This is a genomic window from Paenibacillus sp. ICGEB2008 (genome assembly GCF_000307675.1).
GTDB lineage: Bacteria > Bacillota > Bacilli > Paenibacillales > Paenibacillaceae > Paenibacillus > Paenibacillus polymyxa.
This window is the reverse complement of the sequence record NZ_AMQU01000014.1, coordinates 49,423-72,332: the sequence shown is the minus strand read 5'-3', so window position 1 is coordinate 72,332 and position 22,910 is coordinate 49,423. Positions and strand designations below refer to the sequence as shown.

At 46.9% G+C, this 22,910-nt stretch carries 25 protein-coding genes and 1 riboswitch; of the genes, 7 read left to right on the top strand and 18 right to left on the bottom strand.

Annotated elements, in window-relative coordinates; genetic code table 11:
• Nucleotides 1–54: 54 nt before the first annotated feature.
• Nucleotides 55–714, top strand: a complete 660-nt coding sequence (locus C400_RS0113470) for a futalosine hydrolase (protein ID WP_017427291.1) — start codon at nucleotides 55–57, stop codon at nucleotides 712–714.
• Entirely contained in the window at nucleotides 715–1,572 is an 858-nt protein-coding gene (locus C400_RS0113465) for a 1,4-dihydroxy-6-naphthoate synthase (protein ID WP_017427290.1), read from the top strand. It begins immediately after the preceding gene.
• Nucleotides 1,573–1,728: 156 nt separating this feature from the next.
• Here C400_RS0113465 and C400_RS0113460 read toward each other — a convergent pair whose 3' ends face one another.
• The 5 genes from C400_RS0113460 to C400_RS0113440 form a co-directional block, all read right to left on the bottom strand.
• Nucleotides 1,729–2,049: a hypothetical protein gene (locus tag C400_RS0113460; RefSeq protein WP_013372898.1), complete on the bottom strand. Its 321-nt coding sequence runs from the start codon at nucleotides 2,047–2,049 to the stop codon at nucleotides 1,729–1,731.
• A 313-nt stretch (nucleotides 2,050–2,362) separates the two neighbouring features.
• Nucleotides 2,363–2,653 carry a hypothetical protein gene (locus C400_RS0113455; protein ID WP_016820019.1) on the bottom strand — a complete coding sequence of 97 codons (291 nt, stop codon included), beginning with the start codon at nucleotides 2,651–2,653 and terminating at the stop codon, nucleotides 2,363–2,365.
• Nucleotides 2,654–2,684: 31 nt separating this feature from the next.
• Nucleotides 2,685–2,999: a hypothetical protein gene (locus tag C400_RS0113450; protein WP_017427289.1), complete on the bottom strand. Its 315-nt coding sequence runs from the start codon at nucleotides 2,997–2,999 to the stop codon at nucleotides 2,685–2,687.
• A 79-nt stretch (nucleotides 3,000–3,078) separates the two neighbouring features.
• On the bottom strand, nucleotides 3,079–3,693 hold the full coding sequence (locus C400_RS0113445) for a hypothetical protein (RefSeq protein WP_016820017.1): 615 nt from the start codon (nucleotides 3,691–3,693) through the stop codon (nucleotides 3,079–3,081).
• An 85-nt stretch (nucleotides 3,694–3,778) separates the two neighbouring features.
• A complete protein-coding gene (locus C400_RS0113440) occupies nucleotides 3,779–4,708 on the bottom strand; it encodes a DMT family transporter (protein ID WP_016820016.1) in 930 nt (309 codons plus the stop codon).
• 146 nt (nucleotides 4,709–4,854) lie between these two features.
• Between C400_RS0113440 and C400_RS0113435 the strand changes: the two genes are divergently transcribed.
• Entirely contained in the window at nucleotides 4,855–5,733 is an 879-nt protein-coding gene (locus tag C400_RS0113435; RefSeq protein WP_017427288.1) for a LysR family transcriptional regulator, read from the top strand.
• Between the two features lie 346 nt (nucleotides 5,734–6,079).
• On the opposite strand, the gene C400_RS0113430 is transcribed toward C400_RS0113435, so the two are convergent.
• Together C400_RS0113430 and C400_RS0113425 are read right to left on the bottom strand one after the other, a co-directional pair.
• Nucleotides 6,080–6,850, bottom strand: a complete 771-nt coding sequence (locus C400_RS0113430) for an S-layer homology domain-containing protein (protein WP_017427287.1) — start codon at nucleotides 6,848–6,850, stop codon at nucleotides 6,080–6,082.
• Between the two features lie 253 nt (nucleotides 6,851–7,103).
• Entirely contained in the window at nucleotides 7,104–7,463 is a 360-nt protein-coding gene (locus C400_RS0113425) for a HesB/IscA family protein (protein ID WP_017427286.1), read from the bottom strand.
• A gap of 371 nt (nucleotides 7,464–7,834) precedes the next feature.
• Here C400_RS0113425 and mqnE point away from each other — a divergent pair, with 371 nt between their 5' ends.
• A complete protein-coding gene (mqnE, locus tag C400_RS0113420; protein ID WP_017427285.1) occupies nucleotides 7,835–8,941 on the top strand; it encodes an aminofutalosine synthase MqnE in 1,107 nt (368 codons plus the stop codon).
• Nucleotides 8,942–9,143: 202 nt separating this feature from the next.
• On the top strand, nucleotides 9,144–10,211 hold the full coding sequence (locus C400_RS0113415) for an NAD(P)/FAD-dependent oxidoreductase (RefSeq protein WP_016820011.1): 1,068 nt from the start codon (nucleotides 9,144–9,146) through the stop codon (nucleotides 10,209–10,211).
• A 116-nt stretch (nucleotides 10,212–10,327) separates the two neighbouring features.
• Here C400_RS0113415 and C400_RS0113410 read toward each other — a convergent pair whose 3' ends face one another.
• Nucleotides 10,328–10,585: a YuzB family protein gene (locus tag C400_RS0113410; protein WP_016820010.1), complete on the bottom strand. Its 258-nt coding sequence runs from the start codon at nucleotides 10,583–10,585 to the stop codon at nucleotides 10,328–10,330.
• An 89-nt stretch (nucleotides 10,586–10,674) separates the two neighbouring features.
• Between C400_RS0113410 and C400_RS0113405 the strand changes: the two genes are divergently transcribed.
• Nucleotides 10,675–10,920, top strand: coding sequence for a NifU family protein (locus C400_RS0113405; RefSeq protein ID WP_013372910.1), 246 nt, complete (start codon nucleotides 10,675–10,677; stop codon nucleotides 10,918–10,920).
• Nucleotides 10,921–11,011: 91 nt separating this feature from the next.
• Here C400_RS0113405 and C400_RS0113400 read toward each other — a convergent pair whose 3' ends face one another.
• The 8 genes from C400_RS0113400 to C400_RS0113360 form a co-directional block, all read right to left on the bottom strand.
• The gene (locus C400_RS0113400) at nucleotides 11,012–11,776 is read right to left on the bottom strand and encodes an SDR family oxidoreductase (protein WP_016820009.1); all 765 of its coding nucleotides are present in this window, start codon (nucleotides 11,774–11,776) and stop codon (nucleotides 11,012–11,014) included.
• 143 nt (nucleotides 11,777–11,919) lie between these two features.
• Entirely contained in the window at nucleotides 11,920–12,762 is an 843-nt protein-coding gene (locus C400_RS0113395) for a MetQ/NlpA family ABC transporter substrate-binding protein (protein ID WP_017427284.1), read from the bottom strand.
• 74 nt (nucleotides 12,763–12,836) lie between these two features.
• Nucleotides 12,837–13,505, bottom strand: a complete 669-nt coding sequence (locus C400_RS0113390) for a methionine ABC transporter permease (RefSeq protein WP_017427283.1) — start codon at nucleotides 13,503–13,505, stop codon at nucleotides 12,837–12,839.
• Entirely contained in the window at nucleotides 13,502–14,524 is a 1,023-nt protein-coding gene (locus tag C400_RS0113385) for a methionine ABC transporter ATP-binding protein (RefSeq protein WP_017427282.1), read from the bottom strand. Before C400_RS0113385 ends, C400_RS0113390 begins: the two co-directional genes overlap by 4 nt.
• 136 nt (nucleotides 14,525–14,660) lie before the next feature.
• Nucleotides 14,661–14,799: riboswitch (SAM riboswitch) on the bottom strand.
• Nucleotides 14,800–14,929: 130 nt separating this feature from the next.
• Complete coding sequence (locus C400_RS0113375) at nucleotides 14,930–15,649, bottom strand: Cthe_2314 family HEPN domain-containing protein (protein WP_017427281.1); 720 nt, start codon at nucleotides 15,647–15,649, stop codon at nucleotides 14,930–14,932.
• A 55-nt stretch (nucleotides 15,650–15,704) separates the two neighbouring features.
• A complete protein-coding gene (locus tag C400_RS0113370) occupies nucleotides 15,705–17,471 on the bottom strand; it encodes a UbiD family decarboxylase (protein WP_017427280.1) in 1,767 nt (588 codons plus the stop codon).
• A gap of 130 nt (nucleotides 17,472–17,601) precedes the next feature.
• Nucleotides 17,602–18,534 (bottom strand): COX15/CtaA family protein, encoded by a 933-nt coding sequence (locus C400_RS0113365; protein WP_013372916.1) that lies wholly within the window; start codon nucleotides 18,532–18,534, stop codon nucleotides 17,602–17,604.
• A gap of 215 nt (nucleotides 18,535–18,749) precedes the next feature.
• Nucleotides 18,750–19,094, bottom strand: a complete 345-nt coding sequence (locus tag C400_RS0113360) for a thioredoxin family protein (RefSeq protein ID WP_017427279.1) — start codon at nucleotides 19,092–19,094, stop codon at nucleotides 18,750–18,752.
• A 235-nt stretch (nucleotides 19,095–19,329) separates the two neighbouring features.
• Here C400_RS0113360 and C400_RS0113355 point away from each other — a divergent pair, with 235 nt between their 5' ends.
• A complete protein-coding gene (locus C400_RS0113355) occupies nucleotides 19,330–20,619 on the top strand; it encodes a DUF2515 family protein (protein ID WP_017427278.1) in 1,290 nt (429 codons plus the stop codon).
• A gap of 17 nt (nucleotides 20,620–20,636) precedes the next feature.
• Here the strand turns inward: C400_RS0113355 and C400_RS0113350 are convergent, their stop codons facing one another.
• Both C400_RS0113350 and C400_RS0113345 read right to left on the bottom strand, forming a co-directional pair.
• Nucleotides 20,637–22,271, bottom strand: coding sequence for a putative polysaccharide biosynthesis protein (locus tag C400_RS0113350; RefSeq protein ID WP_017427277.1), 1,635 nt, complete (start codon nucleotides 22,269–22,271; stop codon nucleotides 20,637–20,639).
• A 133-nt stretch (nucleotides 22,272–22,404) separates the two neighbouring features.
• A complete protein-coding gene (locus C400_RS0113345; protein WP_017427276.1) occupies nucleotides 22,405–22,884 on the bottom strand; it encodes a DUF456 domain-containing protein in 480 nt (159 codons plus the stop codon).
• Nucleotides 22,885–22,910 lie beyond the last annotated feature (26 nt).

Genomic DNA, 22,910 nt, shown 5'->3' with positions numbered 1-22,910 from the left:
GAAAAGCAGTATGATAAGAAAGCATATTACCTAAATTTAAAGGGGAATCAACCGATGGAGCATACAACATCAGATGGGCGCATCCTGGTCATGACCGCGGTTGAAGGCGAACGGGAGGCTGTGCTGCGCGGCCTGAAAGGCGACACTCGCTTTGTGGTCGAGCTGGCTGGTGTAGGCGCTCCGTCCGCAGCGGCTTCAACCGCGCTGGCACTGGCCACTGGCGGCTACCGTCTGGTCATTAGCGCTGGAATTGGAGGCGGCTTCGTGGAGGTCGCTGCACTGGAGAGCGTCGTCGTTGCTGACGCGATTATTGCCGCCGACTTAGGGGCAGAGACAGCAGAGGGCTTCAGCAGCGTGGACGAGCTGGGTTTTGGCTCCAGCCGCATTGCCGTGAACGCTGCCACCGCGCAGCGATTCGTTCAGGCGTTGCGTGACGCTGGCCAGACGGCCGTCGATGGACCGATCCTGACCGTCTCGACGGCCACCGGCACAGCGGCTACAGCGGAACGCCTAGCCAAACGCGTTCCCGGAGTTGCTGCCGAAGCGATGGAGGGTTACGGCGTAGCCGTGGCGGCCAACAGGTTCGAGCTGCCGATGATGGAGATTCGCACGATTTCCAATGCTGTTGGTCCACGTGACCGTGCAGCCTGGCGAATCAAAGAGGCTTTGCAAGCGTTGGAAGCCGCATTTTCTACATTAACGGAGGTTATATAGATGCAAATTGCTTTTTCACCTTGTCCTAACGACACTTTTGTCTTCCATGCCTTGGCGCATGGATTGATTCCGGGCGCACCCGCGCTGGACATTACATTCGCCGATATCGACATCACCAACAATCTGGCGATCACACCAGACGGACTTGATATCATGAAAATTTCGTACGCTGCACTTCCTTGGGTGCTGGATGAATACGCCCTGCTGCCTTGTGGTGGTGCACTGGGCCGGGGTTGTGGGCCGCTCGTACTGACTAAGGAAGGTTCCACCATCGAAGGTCCGGAAGCCCTGTCCGGCAAGCGTGTAGCTGTTCCAAGTGAACGTTCCACCGCTTATCTGCTGTTCCGTCTTTGGGCGGCCAAGCATGTGCCTGGAGGTGTCGGCGAGATCGTCGTGATGCCGTTCGACCAAATTATGCCTGCTGTCCGTGACGGAGAGATAGATGCAGGATTGGTGATTCATGAAGCACGCTTCACATATCCGTCCTATGGACTTAGCAAGCAAGTTGACCTAGGGAACTGGTGGGAAGAAGATACAGGGCTGCCGATCCCGCTCGGAGCTATTATTGCCCGCCGTACGCTGGATATGGATGCGATCACCAACTGGATACGTGCCTCTGTCGAATATGCTTGGAAACATCCCGAAGCTTCGCGTGAATATGTATTGTCTCATGCGCAAGAGCTATCACCCGATGTCGCCCAATCGCATATCGACCTGTACGTGAACGATTTTACCGCCAATTTGGGCGACAGCGGTTATGCCGCCATTGAAGCCTTGCTCGGTCGCGCTGCGCAGGAAGGGCTGGTGCCTCCGTTTGATTTAGCCAAACTGCGCCTTACGTCCACAACAACACGGTAAAAGGTGCAGACATGCCATGCATGTTATTTCCTAAATAGAGCAGCTTAAGCATATAAAACCTCCCGAACGAGCACATTGCCTAGCCATGCGCCCCATTCGGGAGGTTTTATGATTTCATATTGCAAATTCTCATTAGGTCTCGCTTGATCCTTATCCTTAGCTCTGTTCTTGCTCCACGACCTCGGTCTTAAACACGTTATCCAGTTTGGTACCCAATCGTTTGACCAGCGGCACCTTGATATCCCGACTCAGCTCTTTGAAAAAAGCGTCCATGTCACAATTAATCTTATCCAGCACGACCTTCACGGTGCCCTCTTCCAAAATCTGCTCATTCAGATCCTCAGGTACCGTAACCGAGATATCATACTTCTTGCATAACGTTTTAATGTAGCGGCTAAAGATTTCGATAAGCTCCTCATTGTTGAACTTCTCAACTGCAACTTGCCCTTTGTTCGTAAATTTCAAATTCACTCTCACGTTAGCATTTCCCCTTTTCCTTTTGACCATTTATTTTGGATAAACGTTGAACCATTCAGAGGCTCTTCAAAGAAAGGGCCTTACCGGTCGTTTTAGACTCTTGTCCTTTGATATACTAAGTATAACACATTAAGTCCGTTTTCATTTCCCAACTTGTCGTTTTATGATAAAAAATGATACATTTTGCGCATTTTCAGCATAATTTCTTTCTTTTCATGCCAATCATTAGGAATAGTTTATACACAAATACACAAGAAAACGCCTATCTCGCAAAAGAAAGACGTCTCCGTGTAGATGCTTAAGCAGTATGCATTTATAAAGGCTTCGTACATTCCCAACCGTGTGAACGATACTCACGCACAGCATCTCGTATATCCTCAATATCATCTGTATGCAGCAAAATCGCAGGTAGAATTACCCAGTACTCATTCTCCGCTAGATCAATAAATACGTCCTCGACATCATAATATTGCATATCGCCAAATGCCGTATCCCTGATTTTCTGTCCAACCAAAGGTGTAAAAGGGGAATCAAATGTTTTGGTCACCTTCGTATATTCCTTCACACCCGTTGCCGAGATTTGCTGTGAAATAATGACACTCAATGGTGTTACCTCCCTGACCTAATAATGCTCATTATAACCTTCTCTCAGACCTTCTACAAAACCATGCGCGAAAAAAAATCATAAAAATCAATAGGCCAATGCCAATGGCAACGGAGCTGATAACGATAATCAGGATGCCTTGCGTGTTTCTTTGTTCCATCTTTCTAGTCAAAATTCCGAAAACAAGACCTATAAGCCCAAACAAGCCTCCAATGACAAAAAAACTAAATACGAACCCCAAACCTGAAAAAATCCAACCAAATAGAGCGAGCACCCAGCCCTGCGGCTGCGGCTCACTCTGTTTCATCTGCCAGCGTTCCCTCGCTGTAGGTGTGTACCTGTCCATATCCTAGCTCCCCCGCTCAATTTGTATACTTAAGACAAAAATCTGTAAAGTCCAGCATCGGATTAACGTTAGGTTCCTCCTATTGCTGACCAGTGAGCTTAAAAGTGCCGCCTTCCCGCTTACCAAGCGGATAATTTTGAACCGTCATTTCCACCTTCGTATTCTTATCCCATACCGGAAGCTTGTCAGATGTACTGTACTCCTTCATAGCTATGTCGATGACTTCCTCTGCCTTCTTCGTCAATGCAGCAGAAGACATATTATATTTGCCATAACCTTGATAAGCACCGCCAAAACCGAGATTAGGTTGGTTGTTCACATTCAGTAGCACACCCTTCAACTTGCCATCCTCTGTCACATCAAAAGTTACTTTTTCCAATACAAAATCATCAGTAACGACAGATGTCTGCTCTAACAGGTGCGTTATGGATGACAGGTTGGCTGCTAATTTAACTTTTCCGAGTAGGGCTTCTGTATCATTTTGTTGCTTGGTTAAGGCTTGTGTTGTCTGTTTTAGCGATGCATTCACTATAGTTAAAGAATTGACCTTCGTATTCAGATTATAATTCCATACCGCCAAGGCTATACAGCCTAGTACAGCTACTCCAGAAATGACCGTTGCTACAACTGCCAGCTTACGAATAGGCTGTGGTTGTGGCTCCACAGACTGAGTATGACCGCTTAACTCTCCCATACCAAACTTCCTCTCTATTTATATAGTCATATTTTACTATTCCCCTCTCTGATATTCTAGTATATTTTTCCTGATTCTATATTTTCTAAGCATTTGTACAGGAATTCGTTTCATTAGCCTTCGAGCTTTGGTTCGCTCGCTTTCCGGGAGAAGCTGTATTTACCAAATACACACTACCTGCAATCAGTACCAACCCCACTACAAATGTGAAAGTGAGGGACTCTCTGAGCATGACCATACTAAAGAGTGTGGATAGCACCGGAATCATAAACGTATATGAGCCGACGGTTCCTGCATCCCCATTGTCGATTAGCTTAAAATAAATCATCCAGCCCATCGCAATCACGAATACTGAAATAAACAATAGAATCGCGATAAAGGAGGCTGTCCAGTGGATATCGCTCCATTTTTCGGTCGTAAACCCAATCCCGTTGAGTATGATCCCTCCCAAAATGAGTTGCATCGTCACCGCCCAAATGGAGTCCAGTTGTTTGCTTTTTTTCTTCATATAAATCGTTCCGAGCGCCCAGCACAGTCCCGAGGCTAGCCCCAACACAATGCCCAGCACAGACAAATGACCTGCCATTCCGCCTGAGCTAATCACGATCACTCCACCAAAACCGAGTACCAGTCCAATGACCTTCAGAGGAAACATACGCTCTCCCAACCACAGCCAGGAGAATAATCCCAACAAGATCGGTTGAAGGAATACCAAAGTGGAAAATAATCCAGCAGGCAAATAACGCAGTCCTACCGTCTGCAAGCCATAGTAGCCTGCAATATTAAATATAGCCAGCACAAGATATGTCCACGCATTTTGTCTAAGGCGTAAGGTTTTCCGATTACGCATAGCGAACAACAGCAGAATCACACCACCCAGCAGCGTGCGGATTCCCGAAAAAAATATCGGCGGCGTATCTGGCAAGGCCAGCTTGGTCAACGGCCAGTTGATCCCCCATACCATCACTAATATCAAGACAAGCCACAACGTAGCTTTAGGCGTTAACTTTTTCATAGATGTCTCTCTCCTTAGAATTTCATTGCGCATTGCTTACGACTAAAATTTGAATAGCCGTTTGCAAAGTTTTGCTTTACTAGCTTATACTGTGGTCACTAATAAATAAAATGAATGTTTTCAATAAGGGAGATAACTTTTCACTTATGACTATAACTCAGATTATGATCTTTGTTCGCGTAGCTGAAACACTAAACTTTACCCAAACTGCCCATGAGCTGCATATGACGCAACCTGCGGTCAGCCATGCCATCGCCAGTATCGAGAACGAGCTCGATGTCCAGCTATTGCTGCGCGACCGAAAAAAAGGCGTACTCCTGACAGATATCGGACACAAAGTACTACTGCAATTTCGCATGATGCTGCAAAGCATGGAAAAAGTGCAGCAGCAGGTGGCCGCTGAAAAAGGCTTGGATGTGGGTACGATCACGATTGGTGCCTTTCCTTCTGCCTCGGCCTATTTTCTGCCCCCGATTATTGATCATATTCGTCAGCACTATCCGAACCTTGTTTTCGATTTACACGAAGGTTCCACGAATGAAGTCAAGGAGTGGGTACATACCAGAGAAATTGAAGCGGGAATCATCCTGTTGCCAGACCCTGAGGTAGATGTAATTCCTTTATGTCAGGATGACATGGTTATTCTCCTGCCTGACGGTCACCCTTTTCAATCGCACGACAAAATCGCCATCCGAGACTTGAATCAACAGGAGATGATCTTTTGTAAAGGTGGACACGAGGTCGCCATTATGGAAGGTTTTGAACGCGAGCAGAGTCAGTTGCAGGCACAATTCATTACTCACAATATCAGTACGCTGGTCAGCATGGTCCGACAGGGACTAGGTATGGGCATTGTCTCTTCACTCGCCTTGTCCACGTTCCCCCATGATCTGACCGTCAAGGAAACCACGCCTCTAATTACGCGTCAAATCGGTATCGCTATCCCCTCTCTACACAATGCTTCACTTGCTGTACAGTTATTTGTGCGTACTGCGCAGGAGCTGTTTACTGATTTGAAGCAATAGGGCATATGTGCAGATTATCGAATCATCGAATACGAGGAAAAGTTACGTAAGGCAATGTAGCTAGTGATGTGAAGATCTTGGATGAGCTTATTCATAATAAGCTTATATTCGTGAATCACTTTGGACAAGTGTTGAACAATATAGATGGGGCGTTGAAGATCATTTTAGGACATTGTAGCACGGTAAAATTAGATTAATCGCGAATCCGCCATGGATACGAAATCTGACTAAGACAGGTAGACTGCCACGGCAAGAATCTTCGTGATTAAATCAAGTGACACGGCGTAAGTGAAAGAGCGCTAGCCTTTTTAGGGATAGCGCTCTTCCTTTTTACAATCTTGTTAAATCACTTCTTGGTTGTGGCATTATACAAACGCTGTAAAAGGGTAACAGCTTCAGCCCGTGTGACCTGCGCTTTTGGGCGAAGGTATCCATTGTCAGCGGTAAGAACACCCATCTTGGTAAGGGTGTAAAATGCTTCGGCCTTTTGATCCTGAGAATCTCCATCATAGGAGTACTCTTCTCCCGTTTTGTTGATGTACAGTACCGGATAGTAGGCAGAGAAATTGTCATTGTAATTTGCCTTACGGACTTTCACATCATTGTACTGTGCAGTTGAGGAAATGACTTCGTCAATCTCAGGGTGAAGAGTCTGATTGGTATAATCCGTTCGAACAGAAGCAATCATCATCATATCCCATCGGGTCAGCGGTTTGTCGGGCTTAACATAGAATTGATAGTTCGGATAATCGCCCCACACACTTTCAGCAAACGGCCACACATAATCCCCGTTGAATATGGCTGCAAAATCTTTATGCGCCCAGTGCTTGCGCGCATCCACAAACTCTGAAGATTTACCAGCTGAATAATTGATTTCTGGAAAAAGTTTATGAAACATATGGACAAATTCCGCTTTTGTTATAGTTTTGCCTGGCTTGAAGGTCCCATCCTTATAACCGCTGACAACACCTTTGTCGACCATCGAACGGATGGATTCAGCTGCCCATTCATATTTTGTACCGTCCACATCAGGAAACGTTTTTGCCGCCAATGCGGATTGACTGAAAAACAGGGCCACCACAACTATAGAGGTAATCAGCCATTTCTTTTTCAACATCTTTTTTCCACTTCCTTTAGGTAAATTATTATGTACAAAATAGTTCTTTAGACTTAATGTTATATCGGTATATCCTAAGCAGAAGATGAACATAAACAAAAAAAGCACTGCATAATCAGGTTGTAACGCGCCATATTAGCTTCTGTAAACGACACAAAAACGGCCTTCGCAACGAGTAAAATTCGTCACAAAGGCCGTTATCCGTAACCTAAACGCGTGTCTTTAGAGATAGTTCAGGCCACCACTCGAAAAATTAACAAGGTTCTTCGCTTGGTTTCCCTGCGTCTGTAGCTGTACGGAAGCTTGAACCGCAGCCGCATGTAGCTACAGCATTCGGATTATGAATCGTGAAGCCGCCGGACATACCGGACTCTTCAAAGTCGATTTCCAAACCGTCCAGATAGCGGATGCTTTCCTTTTCCACAACTACTTTCATATCCTGTACATTCATATATATATCCTGATCCGTCTCATTGTCGTCAAAGCCCATGGCGTACGAAAATCCGGTACATCCACCTGGCGTAACACCCAGACGTAAAAACATATTCGGCGTTTCCTGCTGCTCCAGCATTTCTTTCAGGCGTTCAGCAGCGGAATCGGTGATGTTAATCATAGCTCCATCCTCCTCTTTTACTTCATGCTCCCCTTCAGTATACTCTCTTATTTGCAGGTGCTCAAGTCATGGAATGTCCTTCCGTTACAGGCTTAAACACCTCTTTTTCTACTCGTTTGTATTGAACACCAGTGGTGTGAGGTTTATAATAGGTGAAGAGTGTGTTAAAGAAACTGTCGGAAATTTGTCATTTCAAAGGCGAAATTATGAGACATCCATCATTGTAGCCTGGCATTGTAACATTTTTCACATATCGTATATCCGCGCTGCCGGATTTTACCGACGGAACGGGACATCCTGTGCGCATCAAGCGCTTGTGCCGCTAATTCGGCGGACAGCCTCGCACAGAGCAATTTGAAGGAGGAATAGGCATGTCCACATTAGTTACACCTTTTACAGACCGCAGAATGGCGGAAATTGTAGAAAAGGTACAAAACGGGGTTCGTTTGAACCTCGAAGATGGTATATATTTGTATGAAACTGACGATATTCTCACACTGGGCCAGTTGGCTAACGAAGCTAATTTACGCAAGAACGGTAAAAAGGTTTATTTTATCGAAAACATGAGCCTGTACTTCACCAATGTATGCGAAGCGCGCTGCGCGTTCTGCAATTTCCGCAAGGATCAGGGGGAGGAAGGCTCTTATACGTTGTCTGGGCAGGAAATGATTGATTATGTAGAGCAACATATCCATCCAGGCGTAAGAGAATTCCATATCGTCGGCGGTCATAATAATCATGTGCCTTTCCAATACTATGTAGATTCATTGAAGGCACTGAATGAAAAGTATCCCAACGTTACACTGAAAGCATACACTGCAGCGGAAATTGACTTTTTCACACGCATAAGCGGCTTGAGTGTTAAAGAAGTTCTTCAAGAGCTGCAAAAGGCAGGACTTCAATCTTTGACTGGTGGTGGCGCGGAAATCTTATCTGATGAATATCGGAAGAAGATGCGTGTTACCAAAGCCAATGTGGACCGCTATCTTGAAGTACATCGTACGGCCCACAATCTCGGTATGAAAACTCATACGACGATGCTGTACGGTTCAGTCGAAACTTATCAGGATCGTATTGAGCACATGCTGCAAATTCGTGAATTGCAGGATGAAACAAATGGATTTATGGTATTTATCCCACTGTCCATGCAGCCGAAAAGCAAAAACGCCAACATCATGCGCCGCAACTCTGCTTACGAGGATCTCAAAACCATTGCGATCAGCCGTTTGATGCTGGACAATATCGACCATGTTAAAGCTTACTTCATTAATATTGGTCCGCAATTGACGCAGGTCGCTCTTACCTTTGGCGCATCTGATGTCCATGGCACGATTGTGCGCGAGCAGATCAGCCATGCCGCAGGTGCGTTGACTCCTGCCGGATTGACCCGCAAAGAGCTAATCTGGCTGGTCAAAGGTGCTGGACGCATACCTGTAGAACGTGACACCTTCTATAACGAAATCGAAGTTTTCGAATAAGTGTAACATCGGATTCAGATTTCCCGCGTGCATTTTATCCCCATTACTCACACCAAGCAGCCTCAAGCTGCCCCGGAACACGTCGGTCTGTCTGCTAAAGGCAGGCCCCTTTCCGGGCTTTACAACAACAAAACTTGTGCTAGATCGACAAGACACCAGACCATTTGCCGGGGACACGGTAACGAAAGGACGGCGGATTTTGATGAAAAATTTCGTTATTCTAGGGGGCGGCTATGGCGGCCTTACCATTGCCAAAGAATTGCTGGATAAACACATTCCCGACGATATTCAAGTTATTTTAGTGGATCGGATGCCCTTTCAGGGGCTGAAAACAGAATACTATGCCCTTGCGGCAGGTACCGTATCTGATTTTGATTTGAGGGTACATTTTCCGGATGAACAACGCCTTATTCGCAAATACGGAGAAGTCACTTCGATGGATCTTGAGAATAAAATGGTTCATTTTCAAGATGGTGATCCTTTGCCCTATGACCAACTTGTCATCGCGCTAGGTTGTACCGACCGTTTTCATAATACACCGGGAGCTGAAGAATACAGCTGTACGATCCAATCCTTTAATCATACCCGCCAAACGTATCTGCGCTTGAATGAAATCAAGCCTTATGGACATGTCCATATTGTAGGTGGCGGTCTAAGTGGGGTCGAGATTGCTGCGGAGTTACGTGAAAGCCGCGCGGATTTGAATATTACGATTATGGATCGGGGCGAGCGGGTGCTATCAGCATTTCCGCAACGTTTGTCTGCTTATGTACATGCCTGGTTCAAGGAGCATCATGTGAACGCACTAAATCATGTTGCGGTTTCCCGCATTGAGCCAGGGGCTATTTACAACCGTGACGAGCAAATTATGACCGATGCGGTTGTATGGACAGCCGGGATTCAGCCCGTTAAAATTGTGCAGGATTTAGCAGTTCCTAAAGACCCTCAGGGTCGCATCGTGCTAAATGAATATTATCAAATACCGGATCATCCTGAAGTGTACGTCGTCGGAGACTGTGCGAGCCTTCCTTACTCTCCAAGCGCTCAGGCGGCAGAGGTGCAAGGTGAGCAGATTGCCCACATTGTACGCGACCTGTGGAAAGGACAAACGCCTCACCCGCATCCTTTAAAGCTACGTGGTACATTAGGTGCACTTGGCAAGAAGGCCGGGTTTGGTTATGGCTTTATGGGCAGTACCTCTTTGCGTGGACGAGTGCCGCGTCTGCTTAAGAGCGGTGTGCTCTGGAAGTCCAAACGCCATTTTGGCTAATTGGATACTCAACAAACAAAGAAGACCTGCTTCCAGAGCAGGTCTTCTTTGTTGTTACATCTATGAATAATACATATTTCCTACAAGAGGAAGCTGCTTGCCGATGACTTCTATTTTTAATCCAAATCCAGGTTGTCCCATGCTTCGGCTTCTTTAATTTTGTTTAGAATCACTTCGTACAGAAGCTCTGCTGAATCTGCGGATACAATTTCACCATTAACCATCGCATAAGGCTCAGCGTTACACTGACCGCAATTGCTTAGGCAGCCGTATTCAATCACATCATAATCCGGGTTCTGTTCTAGTTTGGACATAATCTCATCGGTACCAAAATGCATATTACTGGTGCAAAATTCAATAATAGGTCTTAACATTTTTTTTCACCTGCTTTGGATGACGGGCATTTTAATTTGGCCCGCTTTGTAATATAATAAATAAGGTATAGGAAAGGAGTTGAATTCTAATGAGCGAAGCACAAAGCGTTCAAATGTATGATGAAGTAGCAGACGTACTGGATAAGCTCCGTCCGTTCCTGCAACGCGATGGCGGTGACGTTGAGCTGGTTGACGTTGAAGATGGTATCGTTAAGCTGAAGCTGGTAGGCGCTTGCGGCAGTTGCCCAAGTTCTACAATTACGCTGAAGGCAGGGATTGAACGCGCTCTTCTCGAAGAAGTCGAAGGCGTCCAAGAAGTGGTACAAGTATTCTAATGCTTGATGCATAATGATCAGAGAGTCTTGACTTCGGTAACGAAGCTCAAGACTCTTTTTTGTGTTACAACGTCTAAAGGATCTCTCGATCTTATATGGTTGGCCGAATGGGGTCCAATCCTCCGGACACATCCATAATATTACCCGTTATAAAATCCGAATGCTCCTCACACAAATAGGCGATCACTCGCGCAATGTCCTCTCCGCTTCCTGGACGCCCACGCGGTGTCTCTGTATCCTGCATGCCGATGACATCGGCAATCGACTTTTCCTTGTTCGCTCCTCGGATATCCCCGGGACAGATCATATTGACCGTGATGCCATGGGGAGCTTCCTCTACAGCCAGTGACTTCGTAAAAGACACCAGCCCCACCTTAGCAGCTGCGTAGACGGCGCGATGCGGCCAAGCCCTTGCTTCTCCAGCATGACCAAAGCCAAAATGAATAATACGTCCCCATTGCTGGCTACGCATGTGCGGCAATACCAAATGATCCAGCAACATGGTACCGACCAGATTCCCCTGTATCATGGCATGAATCTCAGCCACACTGTAATCCGCAAACAGACGGCGTTCCCGGATGAACGGTCCGGCATTATTCACCATAATATCGACTCCGCCCAGCCGATCCTGCACTTCACCGATCAGCCTGGTGATATCTTCCTGAACCGAGATATCTGCTTGTAAAGACAGGCAGCGTACTCCCTTAGACTCAATTACCCGCTTAAGCGCTTCGGCTTCAGCCTGGCTATGGACATAATTCAGGGCAATGTCACAACCTTCATCAGCCAGACGCAGAGCGGTCATTTTACCTAAACCTTTGGCACTACCCGTTATGAGTGCGACTTTGTCTCTCAACAGTTTTCCTCCTCTTCACAGAGAACGGTCACCCCCAAGTATAAAATATTTAAGCAATCCCTACAACTCCAACCAAAAAGAAACCCCAGTCCTCTTGTTCAAGAGAAGCTGGGGTTTACGTTCAGCGCATTCTTAGTTTCTGCTTAAAATGCAGGGATAATTGCGCCTTGATATTTATCTTCAATGAATTTTTTAGTTTCTGGAGATTGCAAAGCTTTAAGCAGTTTTTGGATCGCTTCGGAATCTTTATTATCAGGACGTGCTACCAGTACGTTAGCATATGGTGAATCTTTGTCTTCCAGTGCCAATGCATCCTTGGTCGGATTCAGCTTGGCTTCCAAAGCGTAGTTCGTGTTGATCAACGCAATATCCACTTCAGGCAACTGACGTGGCAGCATAGCTGCTTCCAAAGTTTTAAATTCCAGATTTTTCTTGTTTTCAGTAATATCTTTTACGGTTGCTTCAATGTTGCTTGCGTCCTTCAGCTTGATCAGACCTTGTTTCTCCAACAGCAACAATGCACGGCCTCCATTGGTCGCATCGTTCGGAATCGCTACTGTTGCACCGTCTGGAAGTTCATCAAGCTTTTTATATTTTTGGGAGTAGATACCGAATGGTTCCAGATGAACCGCGCCAACAGAAACCAGATCCATTTTACGCTCTTTATTCATCACATTCAGGTAAGGTACATGTTGATAAAAGTTAGCATCCAGTTGCTTGTCAAACAATTGTACGTTCGGCTGTACATAGTCGTTAAACTGAACGACTTGAAGACGAACCCCTTCTTTTTCCAACTGAGGCTTGATCGCTTCCAAAATTTCCGCATGTGGCACAGGAGAAGCTCCAACTTTCAGCTCGACTTCACGCGGTGACCCGCCTGTATTTTCGGCCGCATTGTTTGTATCCGATGTTGTGCTCTTTGTACCGCAAGCAGCCAGTACCGCAATTAATGTCAAGCTCAATACAGCCAATACCCATTTCTTCATGTTGTTACCCCTCCAATAATTTGTAATATTCAGGATCAGACGTCCTGATCAATAAGGATATCTATATGTTTTCCCTATTTTCGAGTATAATGCCGCACGAGGCGATCTCCTGCCATTTGCAGCAATTGTACCAATACGATCATCAGCACGACCGCAACGATCATTACAGCCGTTTCATAACGATAATAGCCGTAGTTGATTGCCAGCGTACCCAGTCCACCGCCCCCGATCATACCGGACATTGCCGTGTAGGATACGAGTGTAACGACGGTAATGGTTAATGCGGCGAGCAGGCCGGGCAGTGCCTCACGTAACAGCACACGCCGGATAATTTGTCCTGTCGAAGCCCCCATCGCTTGTGCAGCTTCAATGACACCCTTGTCCACTTCACGTAGTGACGTTTCGACAAGACGTGCGAAGAAAGGAGCAGCCCCGATAACCAATGGCGGAATGGTTCCCAGCACCCCGGTCGAGGTACCTACCAACGATCGTGTAAAAGGAATAAGTGCGACGATCAAGATGATAAATGGTACGGAACGCAAAATGTTAACGACGAAAGATAATACAACGTATATCACCTTCATCAGAGTCAACGAGGAACGGCTTGCCAGAAACAACAATATACCGAGCGGCAAACCAATAACGAGGGTGAACAATGCAGATGCCCCGAGCATCTGAAGGGTTTCCAGAGTAGAATTCCCTAGCTCTTCCCAACTCACTTGCGAAAAATCAAGTTCGCTCATTGTCCGATCACCTCCACATCGAGTCCTTGCCCTGACACTTCGCGCAGCGTATGTTCTATATCTGAATGGTTTCCTTCAAAACGAACGATCAGCTGTCCATATGGTACGTTTTTAATCGTAGAGATGGTGCCCTGTAAGATTGCAAAATCAACACCTGTACTTCGAGCCGTACGCGATAGAATTGCATCATAAGTTTTACTGCCCAAGAAGGAGATACGTACCACCTGTGCCGATTCGCCGCTACCTGCTGCTGCAATCGCTGCTTGTAATTCCTCAGGATGTTCTGCCTCCCGCTGGATAAAATCCTTAGTCACCTGATGCTGTGGCTTCAAAAACACTTCCGCCACCGGACCTTGCTCCACGATATCGCCCTCATGAATGACGCCAACTCGATCACATATACTTTGAATGACATGCATCTCATGAGTAATCAATACGATAGTCAAATTAAAGCGCTGGTTAATATCCAACAGCAATTTCAGGATAGACCCTGTCGTCTGCGGATCAAGCGCAGACGTCGCTTCGTCACACAGCAGCACATGCGGATCACTAGCCAGTGCCCGTGCAATCCCTACCCGCTGCTTCTGTCCACCTGAGAGCTGTGACGGATATTTTCCACTGTGTTCTTTCAGTCCCACCAATTCCAGCAGCTCGCGAACTTTCTTGTCTAGCTCCTGCTTTGGGGTATTTACCAGCCGCAATGGAAATGCAATGTTGTCATACACTGTCGCCGAAGACAACAAATTAAAATGTTGAAAAATCATTCCGATTTTTCGGCGTTGCTTCTGTAACTGGGCTTGACTCACAGTCACAAGGTTAACCCCATCTACCCATACTTCGCCTGAAGTAGGGCGTTCCAATAAATTAATACAGCGGATCAACGTACTTTTGCCCGCCCCGGAATGACCAATCACCCCGAATATTTCTCCACGCTTTATAGAAAGGTTCAACCCGGACAACGCATTAACGCGTCGGTTACCTTTACCATAATGCTTGGTTAATTGCTTAATCTCTATCAACGTGCTGCGACCTCCTTCACTTCTTTCTTACCCTGTTAACCAGTTGTCATCTCTCGGGATTGTATAAAATCACTATTTATTTATACAAAAAAGAGCCCCTTTCACAGAATGAAAAGGGCCCCACCTTGCGAACCTTTTCTCATCTGCCAAAATCGCTATAACTCTAGCGGTTTTGTAGGAATTAGCACCATATGTTCCCTCCCGGTGCATTACACCGGGAAAGAACGGGTTGCCGGGCTTCATCGGGCCAGTCCCTCCACCTCTCTGGATAAGAAAAATATGTTAAACTCCAGCTTTAGCTGTCCGTTAAGTTTATATAAAAAAAATAATTCAAGCATTTTTCTGAAACTAGGTTTCAGTATAGATAGTTTACATTGCTTTGTCAAAGGATATTTTCTGTCATAATTATGGGCGCACTGCCCGGTTCTCCCATTGTTTCGCAGTATAAGAAAATGCGTTTGATAGCGACTGGCATACCATTTCCAAGCCCTGCTGCAAATCTTCCAGATGGTGATCAAGATCCTCCAGTTGGATTTTTCCATATAAAGCACGGTGACGTTGCCAGAGATCGTCCTGCATTTCCGTGTTCATATAATGTATTTCCGTATTTCGACGCTTACGCAAGCGATTGATGGCATCGTTGTATGTGTCCTTGATATCATTTAAATTATCAGTCAATACAGGATGCATTTTGAGATACTTGAGCTGTCTCAACACGGTAAAATACGAATAATGCGCCTTATACTGCCCTGTTTTTAAATCATACAAATCATTCATCCAATTACCAAGCTTATCCAAAATAGAGAATACCCGCACAAACCCATCCTTATAAAAGAAAACATACAAAGCATAATCGGATTTTTCCTCCTTGCTCATATCTTCAGCGTATCCGGCTTTCACTTTCATACGGAAAAAGGCGGCAGCATGATGGCTCTGCTCCAGTTCATCCAAAGACGACATCAGACCACGTGTTAAAATATCCGCCTTCCGAAAGTCATGGGTAGGATCACCACTGGCCTGGATTTGCCGTTCCAGCAAATGTAACATGTCTGACATGCTATTCATGGCATCCAGCAAGACGCCATGATTTTCACGTGGGGGCTCGCCCAACAGCTTGCGTATCATGCTTCACGCCTCCTTCATATCTGTAAAATCCGGCTGTTAGATGCTTGAATTGGCGTCAAGCGAAATAACTCGTCCACCGTTGATCTACAAGCTTAACTATATCCTCACGCGGTAGCACCTCATCAGGGTAGCCTGGCTTCATACGTGCATCCACTACAATCGGCAGCTTATAGTTCAGATGATGCAAACGTACTTCGCTGTCGGCGTACATATCTGTAGCGGGGTTAAAGCGTGTGAATACCGTCCACAGGAACGAGGCTTGGGAGCGAACAACTTCTTTGGCATCGTCCACGATAAAGACAAGCGGCCACTCTTGCTCACCCGCAGCTAATCGCTCCAATACACGCGCAGCGAGTTCAGGCTCCTGCTCAAAGGACGAGCCGGATATAACGAGGCAACCTCCGCAATAGGGTTCGATTTCACGAATTCCCGGCAGATCGCCGCCTTCATAAACGCGAGGCAATTCACGCACAGGTTCGCCTACCCCCATCAGAATCGCCTTGCTGCCGTGATTCAGCTTGCGGCCCGTGTAATCGAGTGTATCGTGAGACGTATGGTTAAAAATAAACAAATCTCTGGCTGGATTAAATCGCTCCAAAATGGTTTCTAGCAACAGGTTAAAGTCGGATAAATCGATCACCCGATCCGTCAGCATCAGGAATTTGGTCAACGACAATTGACCTTGACCCAGAATGGTAAAGCCGGATACCAGCGCTTCACGGGAGTAGCTTTCACGTACGACTGCCGCTGCCAGCGCGTGTACACCTGTTTCTGCATATGCCCATAACGACTTGACAGAAGGCATCACAAGCGGATAGGCGGGCGACAACAGACGTTGCAAAAATTCGCCGAGATAGTAGTCTTCCTGCCGTGGCTTACCTACAATGGTTGCCGGATAAATGGCATCTTTGCGGTGATGCATATGTTTGACATGAAACACAGGGAAATCATGTTGTAATGAGTAATAGCCAAAATGATCGCCAAACGGCCCTTCCGGGCGACGTTCATGAGGCGGCACATAGCCGCTGATCGCAAACTCGGCTTCTGCCGGAATGCGATGGCCTCCAAGCGGGTCTTCTGTCATGGGCAGCTTGCCCCCCATAATCAGAGAAGCCAGCAAGAGCTCTGGCAAGTTTTCCGGGGCAGGAGCAATGGCAGACGCAATCAGAGCAGGCGGGCCACCGATGATGATCGTCGTAGGCAACGGCTCATTACGCAGCTCTGCCTCATGATAATGGAAGCCGCCGCCTTTATGGATTTGCCAATGAATCCCTGTCGTCTGATCATCATAAATCTGGATGCGATACATCCCCAAATTATGGTCCTTGGACTGGCCTGGCTTTTCGGTATACACGAGCGGAAGCGTAATGAACGGTCCTCCATCCTCGTGCCAACTGGTTACTCTAGGCAGCGGAGCCAGCGGAGCATCCGTACGGCGAACGCCCAATACAGGAGCTTCGTTATGAGATACTGTTTTTAGTCCTACTTTTAGCATGTCCTTAATCAGGCCACGTTCATTCCACAACGCTTTGGGTGTAGGTGGAAGCAGCGTCTTGGTTGCACCTACAATTGCATCCATCAGTTGCTCTGGACGAGGGCCAAAAGCCATGTCCACACGGCGATTCGTGCCGAACAAATTACTGGCTACAGGAAACGGGGTTCCTTTGACATTGGTAAACAGCAGTGCCGGACCCTCTTCCTCAATGACTCTTCGGTGGATCTCAGCCAACTCCAAATAAGGATCGACAGGTGCTTCTATAATTTTAAGATCATTTTCTTTTCGCAGCGCTTCAATAAATTGGCGCAAATTCTGGTAGATCAACTGGATGATTCCTCCTAAGCAAATCAAGCCCTCGAGAAACTCGTGGGCCTGGTTTGTTTCTTATGATGTTATTATACGTGTTCCAACGCCTCTTGGGCAAAAATACGTTTCATTATGATCTACGAAATGCTTAGGTACGCTGTGCTTGGGTCGGAACAAGCTTGCGGTCCGGTGACAATTGCCATACACGATAGCTCAGATAAGCCAAAATGGAGAACAACGATGCAATCACCAGCATATGTCCCAGCACGATAAACATATAAATTTCAGGTCTGTTGACGTACAGCAGGATAATGCCAATCACCACTTGAAGTATGATCAATACGACCGATACGACACCTAGGGTACGAATATCCCGGTGATTCGGGTGATAACGGTACGAGTAGTGACCCACAGCCAAAATAATGACGAACAGCAGTCCGGCTGAAATCTGATGAAGCAGCAGTGGAGATATGAAGCCCCCAATATTTACAACCTTCTGGATGACCGAATGACTAAGCAACGCTCCTGAATAAACAGCAATATAGGTATAGATCGTTGATAGCCATATAAAGTTACGATAGCCCCGACTGACACGCCCAGGAATCAGACGTGGAGTGTAGCGTGAATCCGCATGCTCCTGCCAGGCTCCCAGCGTCATCATAGTCGCACTGGCAAAAGCGATAAGCGCAAAGCCAAAATGCAGTCCCATGACTGCAGCCGATTGGGAGAAGATGACAGCCAACGCCCCCATCGCACCTTGTATGATAACAAACAATAGCGTAAGCAACGAGAATAGCTGTAAATCCTTCCGATGCTTCATAAACAGCAAAAAGCCGACAAACGAGGCGATAGAAAGAATTCCGGCCATGGCACTGACGGAGCGATGAGAGAACTCAATAAGGGACGCGATGGTATGTGCCGGAACCAGCTTACCATTACAAAGCGGGAATTCTCGTCCACAGCCGAGACCCGAATCCGTTCGCGTCACGACACCTCCACCGAAGGTAGCCAAAAACATGACAATACATGTTACGAGTGCCAGCCATTTTAATATTCTAATTTTGTTATTCAATGAATTCACCCGTATCCTTCCAAATATAATATTTATTCACTTTAGATGTTGTGAAATGATCACTTAAAGTAATTATAACTGATATATCGTTCCTTGACATACGAGCTTTGTTGACAAAATGTGAACGTGTCCGTAAGAAAGCCGCCTCCTTCAAAAGGAAGCGGCTTTCTGTATAGCGTGATGATTAGGTTTCCCTTCGGAGCCCTCATACATACCGTTATCATTTATTTTGCCAAGTTAGCATGGACTTCTACAGCCCGGTCCAAAAACTGCTCGATTTCCTCGCGGGATTTACGCAGCCTGTTCACCAGACGTACCAGTTCTCGCCCTTCACTGTAAGCGATAAAGCTGGGAATCCCTAGAACATTTTGCTCTTGACTGACACTTTCGGCCTGCTCTACATCAATTTCAATTAATGTAAGCTTGTCTGCATATTGTTGTTCCACATCAGGCATGAACGGATCAATAAAATGACAATCTCCGCACCAGTTCGCCTTAAACACAGCTACCGTTACACCTGAAGTGGATATTGCCTTATTAAAGTCTTCATGAGAGACGATTTTTTGCATACATACTTCCTCCTTGAACTTCTTTTATGCAGGAAATCCTGTAGTTTCTATTGTAACGCCAAGTGAAGCTTTTGCACACACCCCTATTATGCTCACATGCCGATTGGAAGCCCTCTCATTGAGGCATACTAAAGATATACTTAAGAATCCACATAAGCGACGACATTCTAACAGCATACCCAACATACTTAGTGGAATACGGGGATGCCTGCACTTGAAAGGAGGTTATTTAAACATGTCTCTCACTGAATGGCTCCATGTGGCATCTCGACAGCTTCAGGGAGGGCTCAAGCTACTCGGCTCCGTTCCGCGTTTTGCGGAGGAGGCATGGGAGGGCAAACGTGCGGCCTGGACCGAATCCCGTAAATTACGCTATCCCTTACGTGATCTGCCGTGGGATTATCAATCGGCACAAGCCGCCATGAATGAAGTTGAAGCATTAATGCTGGTGAACGGACCCGCTACGCGTCCCTCTTCTCTTAATATGCCCTTATGCGAAACAGACTGTGAGCTGCTGGAGCGGATCAAGAACGATACAGCACAGGAGAATCGCAGCAACATCACGCGCACTGCCGCTTACCTTGAATGCTATCGTGGCTACCCGGAATTACACTGGGCATTACTGGCCCATCTGGTTTCTCGTAATGGCGGCTATAATATGACTGATCTGAAAGGAGAGCTCATTGGCGACCTGTTTGGCGAACAGGAAAAGGAGTGGCTGTATCGACTACTTGAGCGCTGTAACGCCCTTATTTTTCAGGACGCTTATCCACAGTTGCAGCTTTACATGCACAGCCGTCATTTGGGACGAAGTTGCTTCCATTTGTTGCCCTATTTTCACGTTTCGCCATTCATGAAGCCCTTTTGGGAACGTTTCTGGGCTTGGCGGGATAGTTCTCTTTTGACGGTGGCGCTCATTATTAATGAACAAAACTATATTGAAGGACGTGTCGTGAAAGATCCGTATTTTCAAAAATTTGTGACACACAAGCCGGGCTTTTATTTGCATGACTGGCTTCAGCTCAATCAAGTTATATTTCCGCTTGGGCTAAACGGTGGCCTTGCCGGACTTGTCATGGAGCGTTTCGGCCATCTGGACGAGCGGATCGGCTTTGGCAAAAGTCTCTACGCTATGTTATTTGGCCATCAGCAGGTACTGGATCAGGCATCCGCATTTGCTGCCAGCGTGCCGCATACCGGTTCTCGCAGCGACTATTGGCCGGGACTGTTCACTCCGAATGAACAAAAAGCGCTGCGCTCTCCAGAAGAGAGTGCAACGCTTTTAGCACATGAATGGCTCCCGCCAAGTCAACGTCTGTACAGCCCAGAACTGAACGCCGTCTGGTCAGATACAGCCTATGATCCGATTCCCCGTTATGACTGGTTTCAGGACGGTTCTACACTTGGGCATATCAGTGAACCAAGACGGCCTCTGTTATTTGCTATGCGCCATGAGCATCGCCACGGCATTCAAAAAACAGCAATGGCCCATGATGCTCATAATAGCTTTAGATCCTTTCATTGAACAGAGGAAGGATTCTTTTAGCTTCGTTGTCCAGTGGACTCACGCTGTAGGCGCATTAACGGACGCAATACCTTCTGCAACATACGCGGATAGTTGCCCAGCTCGTCCTTGCGCAATACGCGCAATACAACCAGCAATACCAAGTAGCATACCAGTACAACCGCTCCGGCAATACAGCACGCGATCAAGAAGGCTACACGCGCAGGCATCAGGTGTACCAGCAAAATGCAGGCTTCATTTACTCCGTACCCGATAGCGCCCGAGACTACGACAGCGGTTAGGAAGCCTGCCCAGCGACGGCCCATGATTGAGAAAGTAACAATACCTTTCAGCACACGCAAATTCAGCAACGTAATGACGAGAAAACATAATCCGGTTGCGGCAATAATTCCGTAAATTCCAAGCCAACCAGCCAGCAGCCAGCTCGCTGCCAACTTCACGACGATACCAACCATCACATTGACCATTGAAATACGCGGCTTGCCCATACCGATCAATATCGAATTAGAAGTCATCATCGTAATCTGGAAGATCGTTCCGAGTGTCAAAACAGCGATAATTCCGCTGCCTCCAAGCGAGCTGAACAACAGACCATTAATAGAATAGGCAGTTACACATAAAGCCAGCACAATCGGCATTCCAGTCAGAATAGAGATACGCAAGGCAAGCGTCATCTGATTTTGTAAATGCTGTTCATCCTTACGGGCAAAAGCCGCCGAAATGATCGGAATGAGCGATTGACTGAGTGCAATGGCCAAAATTGGAGGAATACCTGCCACACTCTGTGCCCTAGAGCCTAGATAACCCAACTGAGTAGTCGCCTGATCCAATCCCACTTGTCCAGACAGCAGTCTAACTACAATCGACGTATCAATAAAATTAACCGCCGGAACCGTCAGAGACGACAATACGATGGGAATAGAGAGCTTAAAAATATCTTTGTAAATCCGCATCATCGGTAACGCGGAGCTTTCCTCTTGGAATTGCTCTTGACGATCTTGGCGATCCTGACGACGCAGTTTCACCGTGTAATACAACATGACCGCCAGAGCGCCGAGGCTTCCCATGACACCCCCAAAGGAGGCACCCGCCGCAACCTCACGATCTCCATAGCCAAGCTTCAAAATAATAAAGGCGAGCAGAATTGCGGTTGCTACCCGTGCGACCTGCTCCACAATTTGTGAAATACCGCCTGCGGTCATATTACCACGTCCTTGGAAGTATCCACGCATCATGGCAATAGCAGGAAACAACAGCAAAGCGGGTGCCAAAGCCTGAATAGCCAAAGCAGACTGCGGAACCCCTGCTACATGCTCGGCAAAATAAGGCGCTCCAAAATACAGCAGCGCCGTAATGATAATACCTGCCACGGCCGCGAATATCAAAGCCGCACGATACACACGTCGCGCTTCCGCAGGCCGATCCAGTGCGTAGCGTTCCGAAACCATTTTACTCAGTGTGCTAGGAATACCGGCCGTAGCGACCGTGAGCAGCATCAAATAAGCGTTGTTCGCAATGGTAAACGAGGCGTTCCCGACGGAGCCGAGCAAATGCTCCAATGGAACGCGCTGTACCAGACCAAGCACTCTGGCCACCAAAGCGGCAGCGGCTAAAATAAGCGTACCTTTAAGGAATGTTTCTTTATTGGACAAAATGCGTTCCCTTCTTTCTTGCTGTTCACATGCATGCAAAAGCCCCGCAACAAACAGTCATGGCCTGAGCCATAACCGGTGCGGAGCCGCATGTCGATTCTGTCTCTGCAAATCATAATAAACGAATCTCAGGTTAAAACACCCAAATCAAGAATACAATAATCATGGCAAGCTGCAAAATTACTTTCATCACGGTGCTAGTAAATAGGCCCAAGACGGAGCCAAAGCCCACTTTTATAGCTCGATCCAGCGGGGCTTTGCCAATCAGTTCACCCAGCACAGCACCGATAAATGGTCCCAAAATCAAACCGAATGCTGGAATAACAAAGGGGCCAATAATGATTCCCACAGTACTAAGGATCGCTGACAGACGCGAGCCGCCAAATCGCTTGACTCCCCACGCATTCACAGCATAATCCGCAACAAAAAGGGCAACGACGATAAGTGTTTGTATAATCCAAAACAATGCATTGTATTGAGCAAACGAGAAAAACCAGCCGTATACAAAAAATGCAAAATAAATGGCGAGCGCCCCCGGCAATACGGGATACACCGCTCCCGCCATGCCCACAATGAACAGTACAATGACAACAATCCAACCTAAAACGTCCATGGGCCTCCTCCTTCTCGTCTATTCAT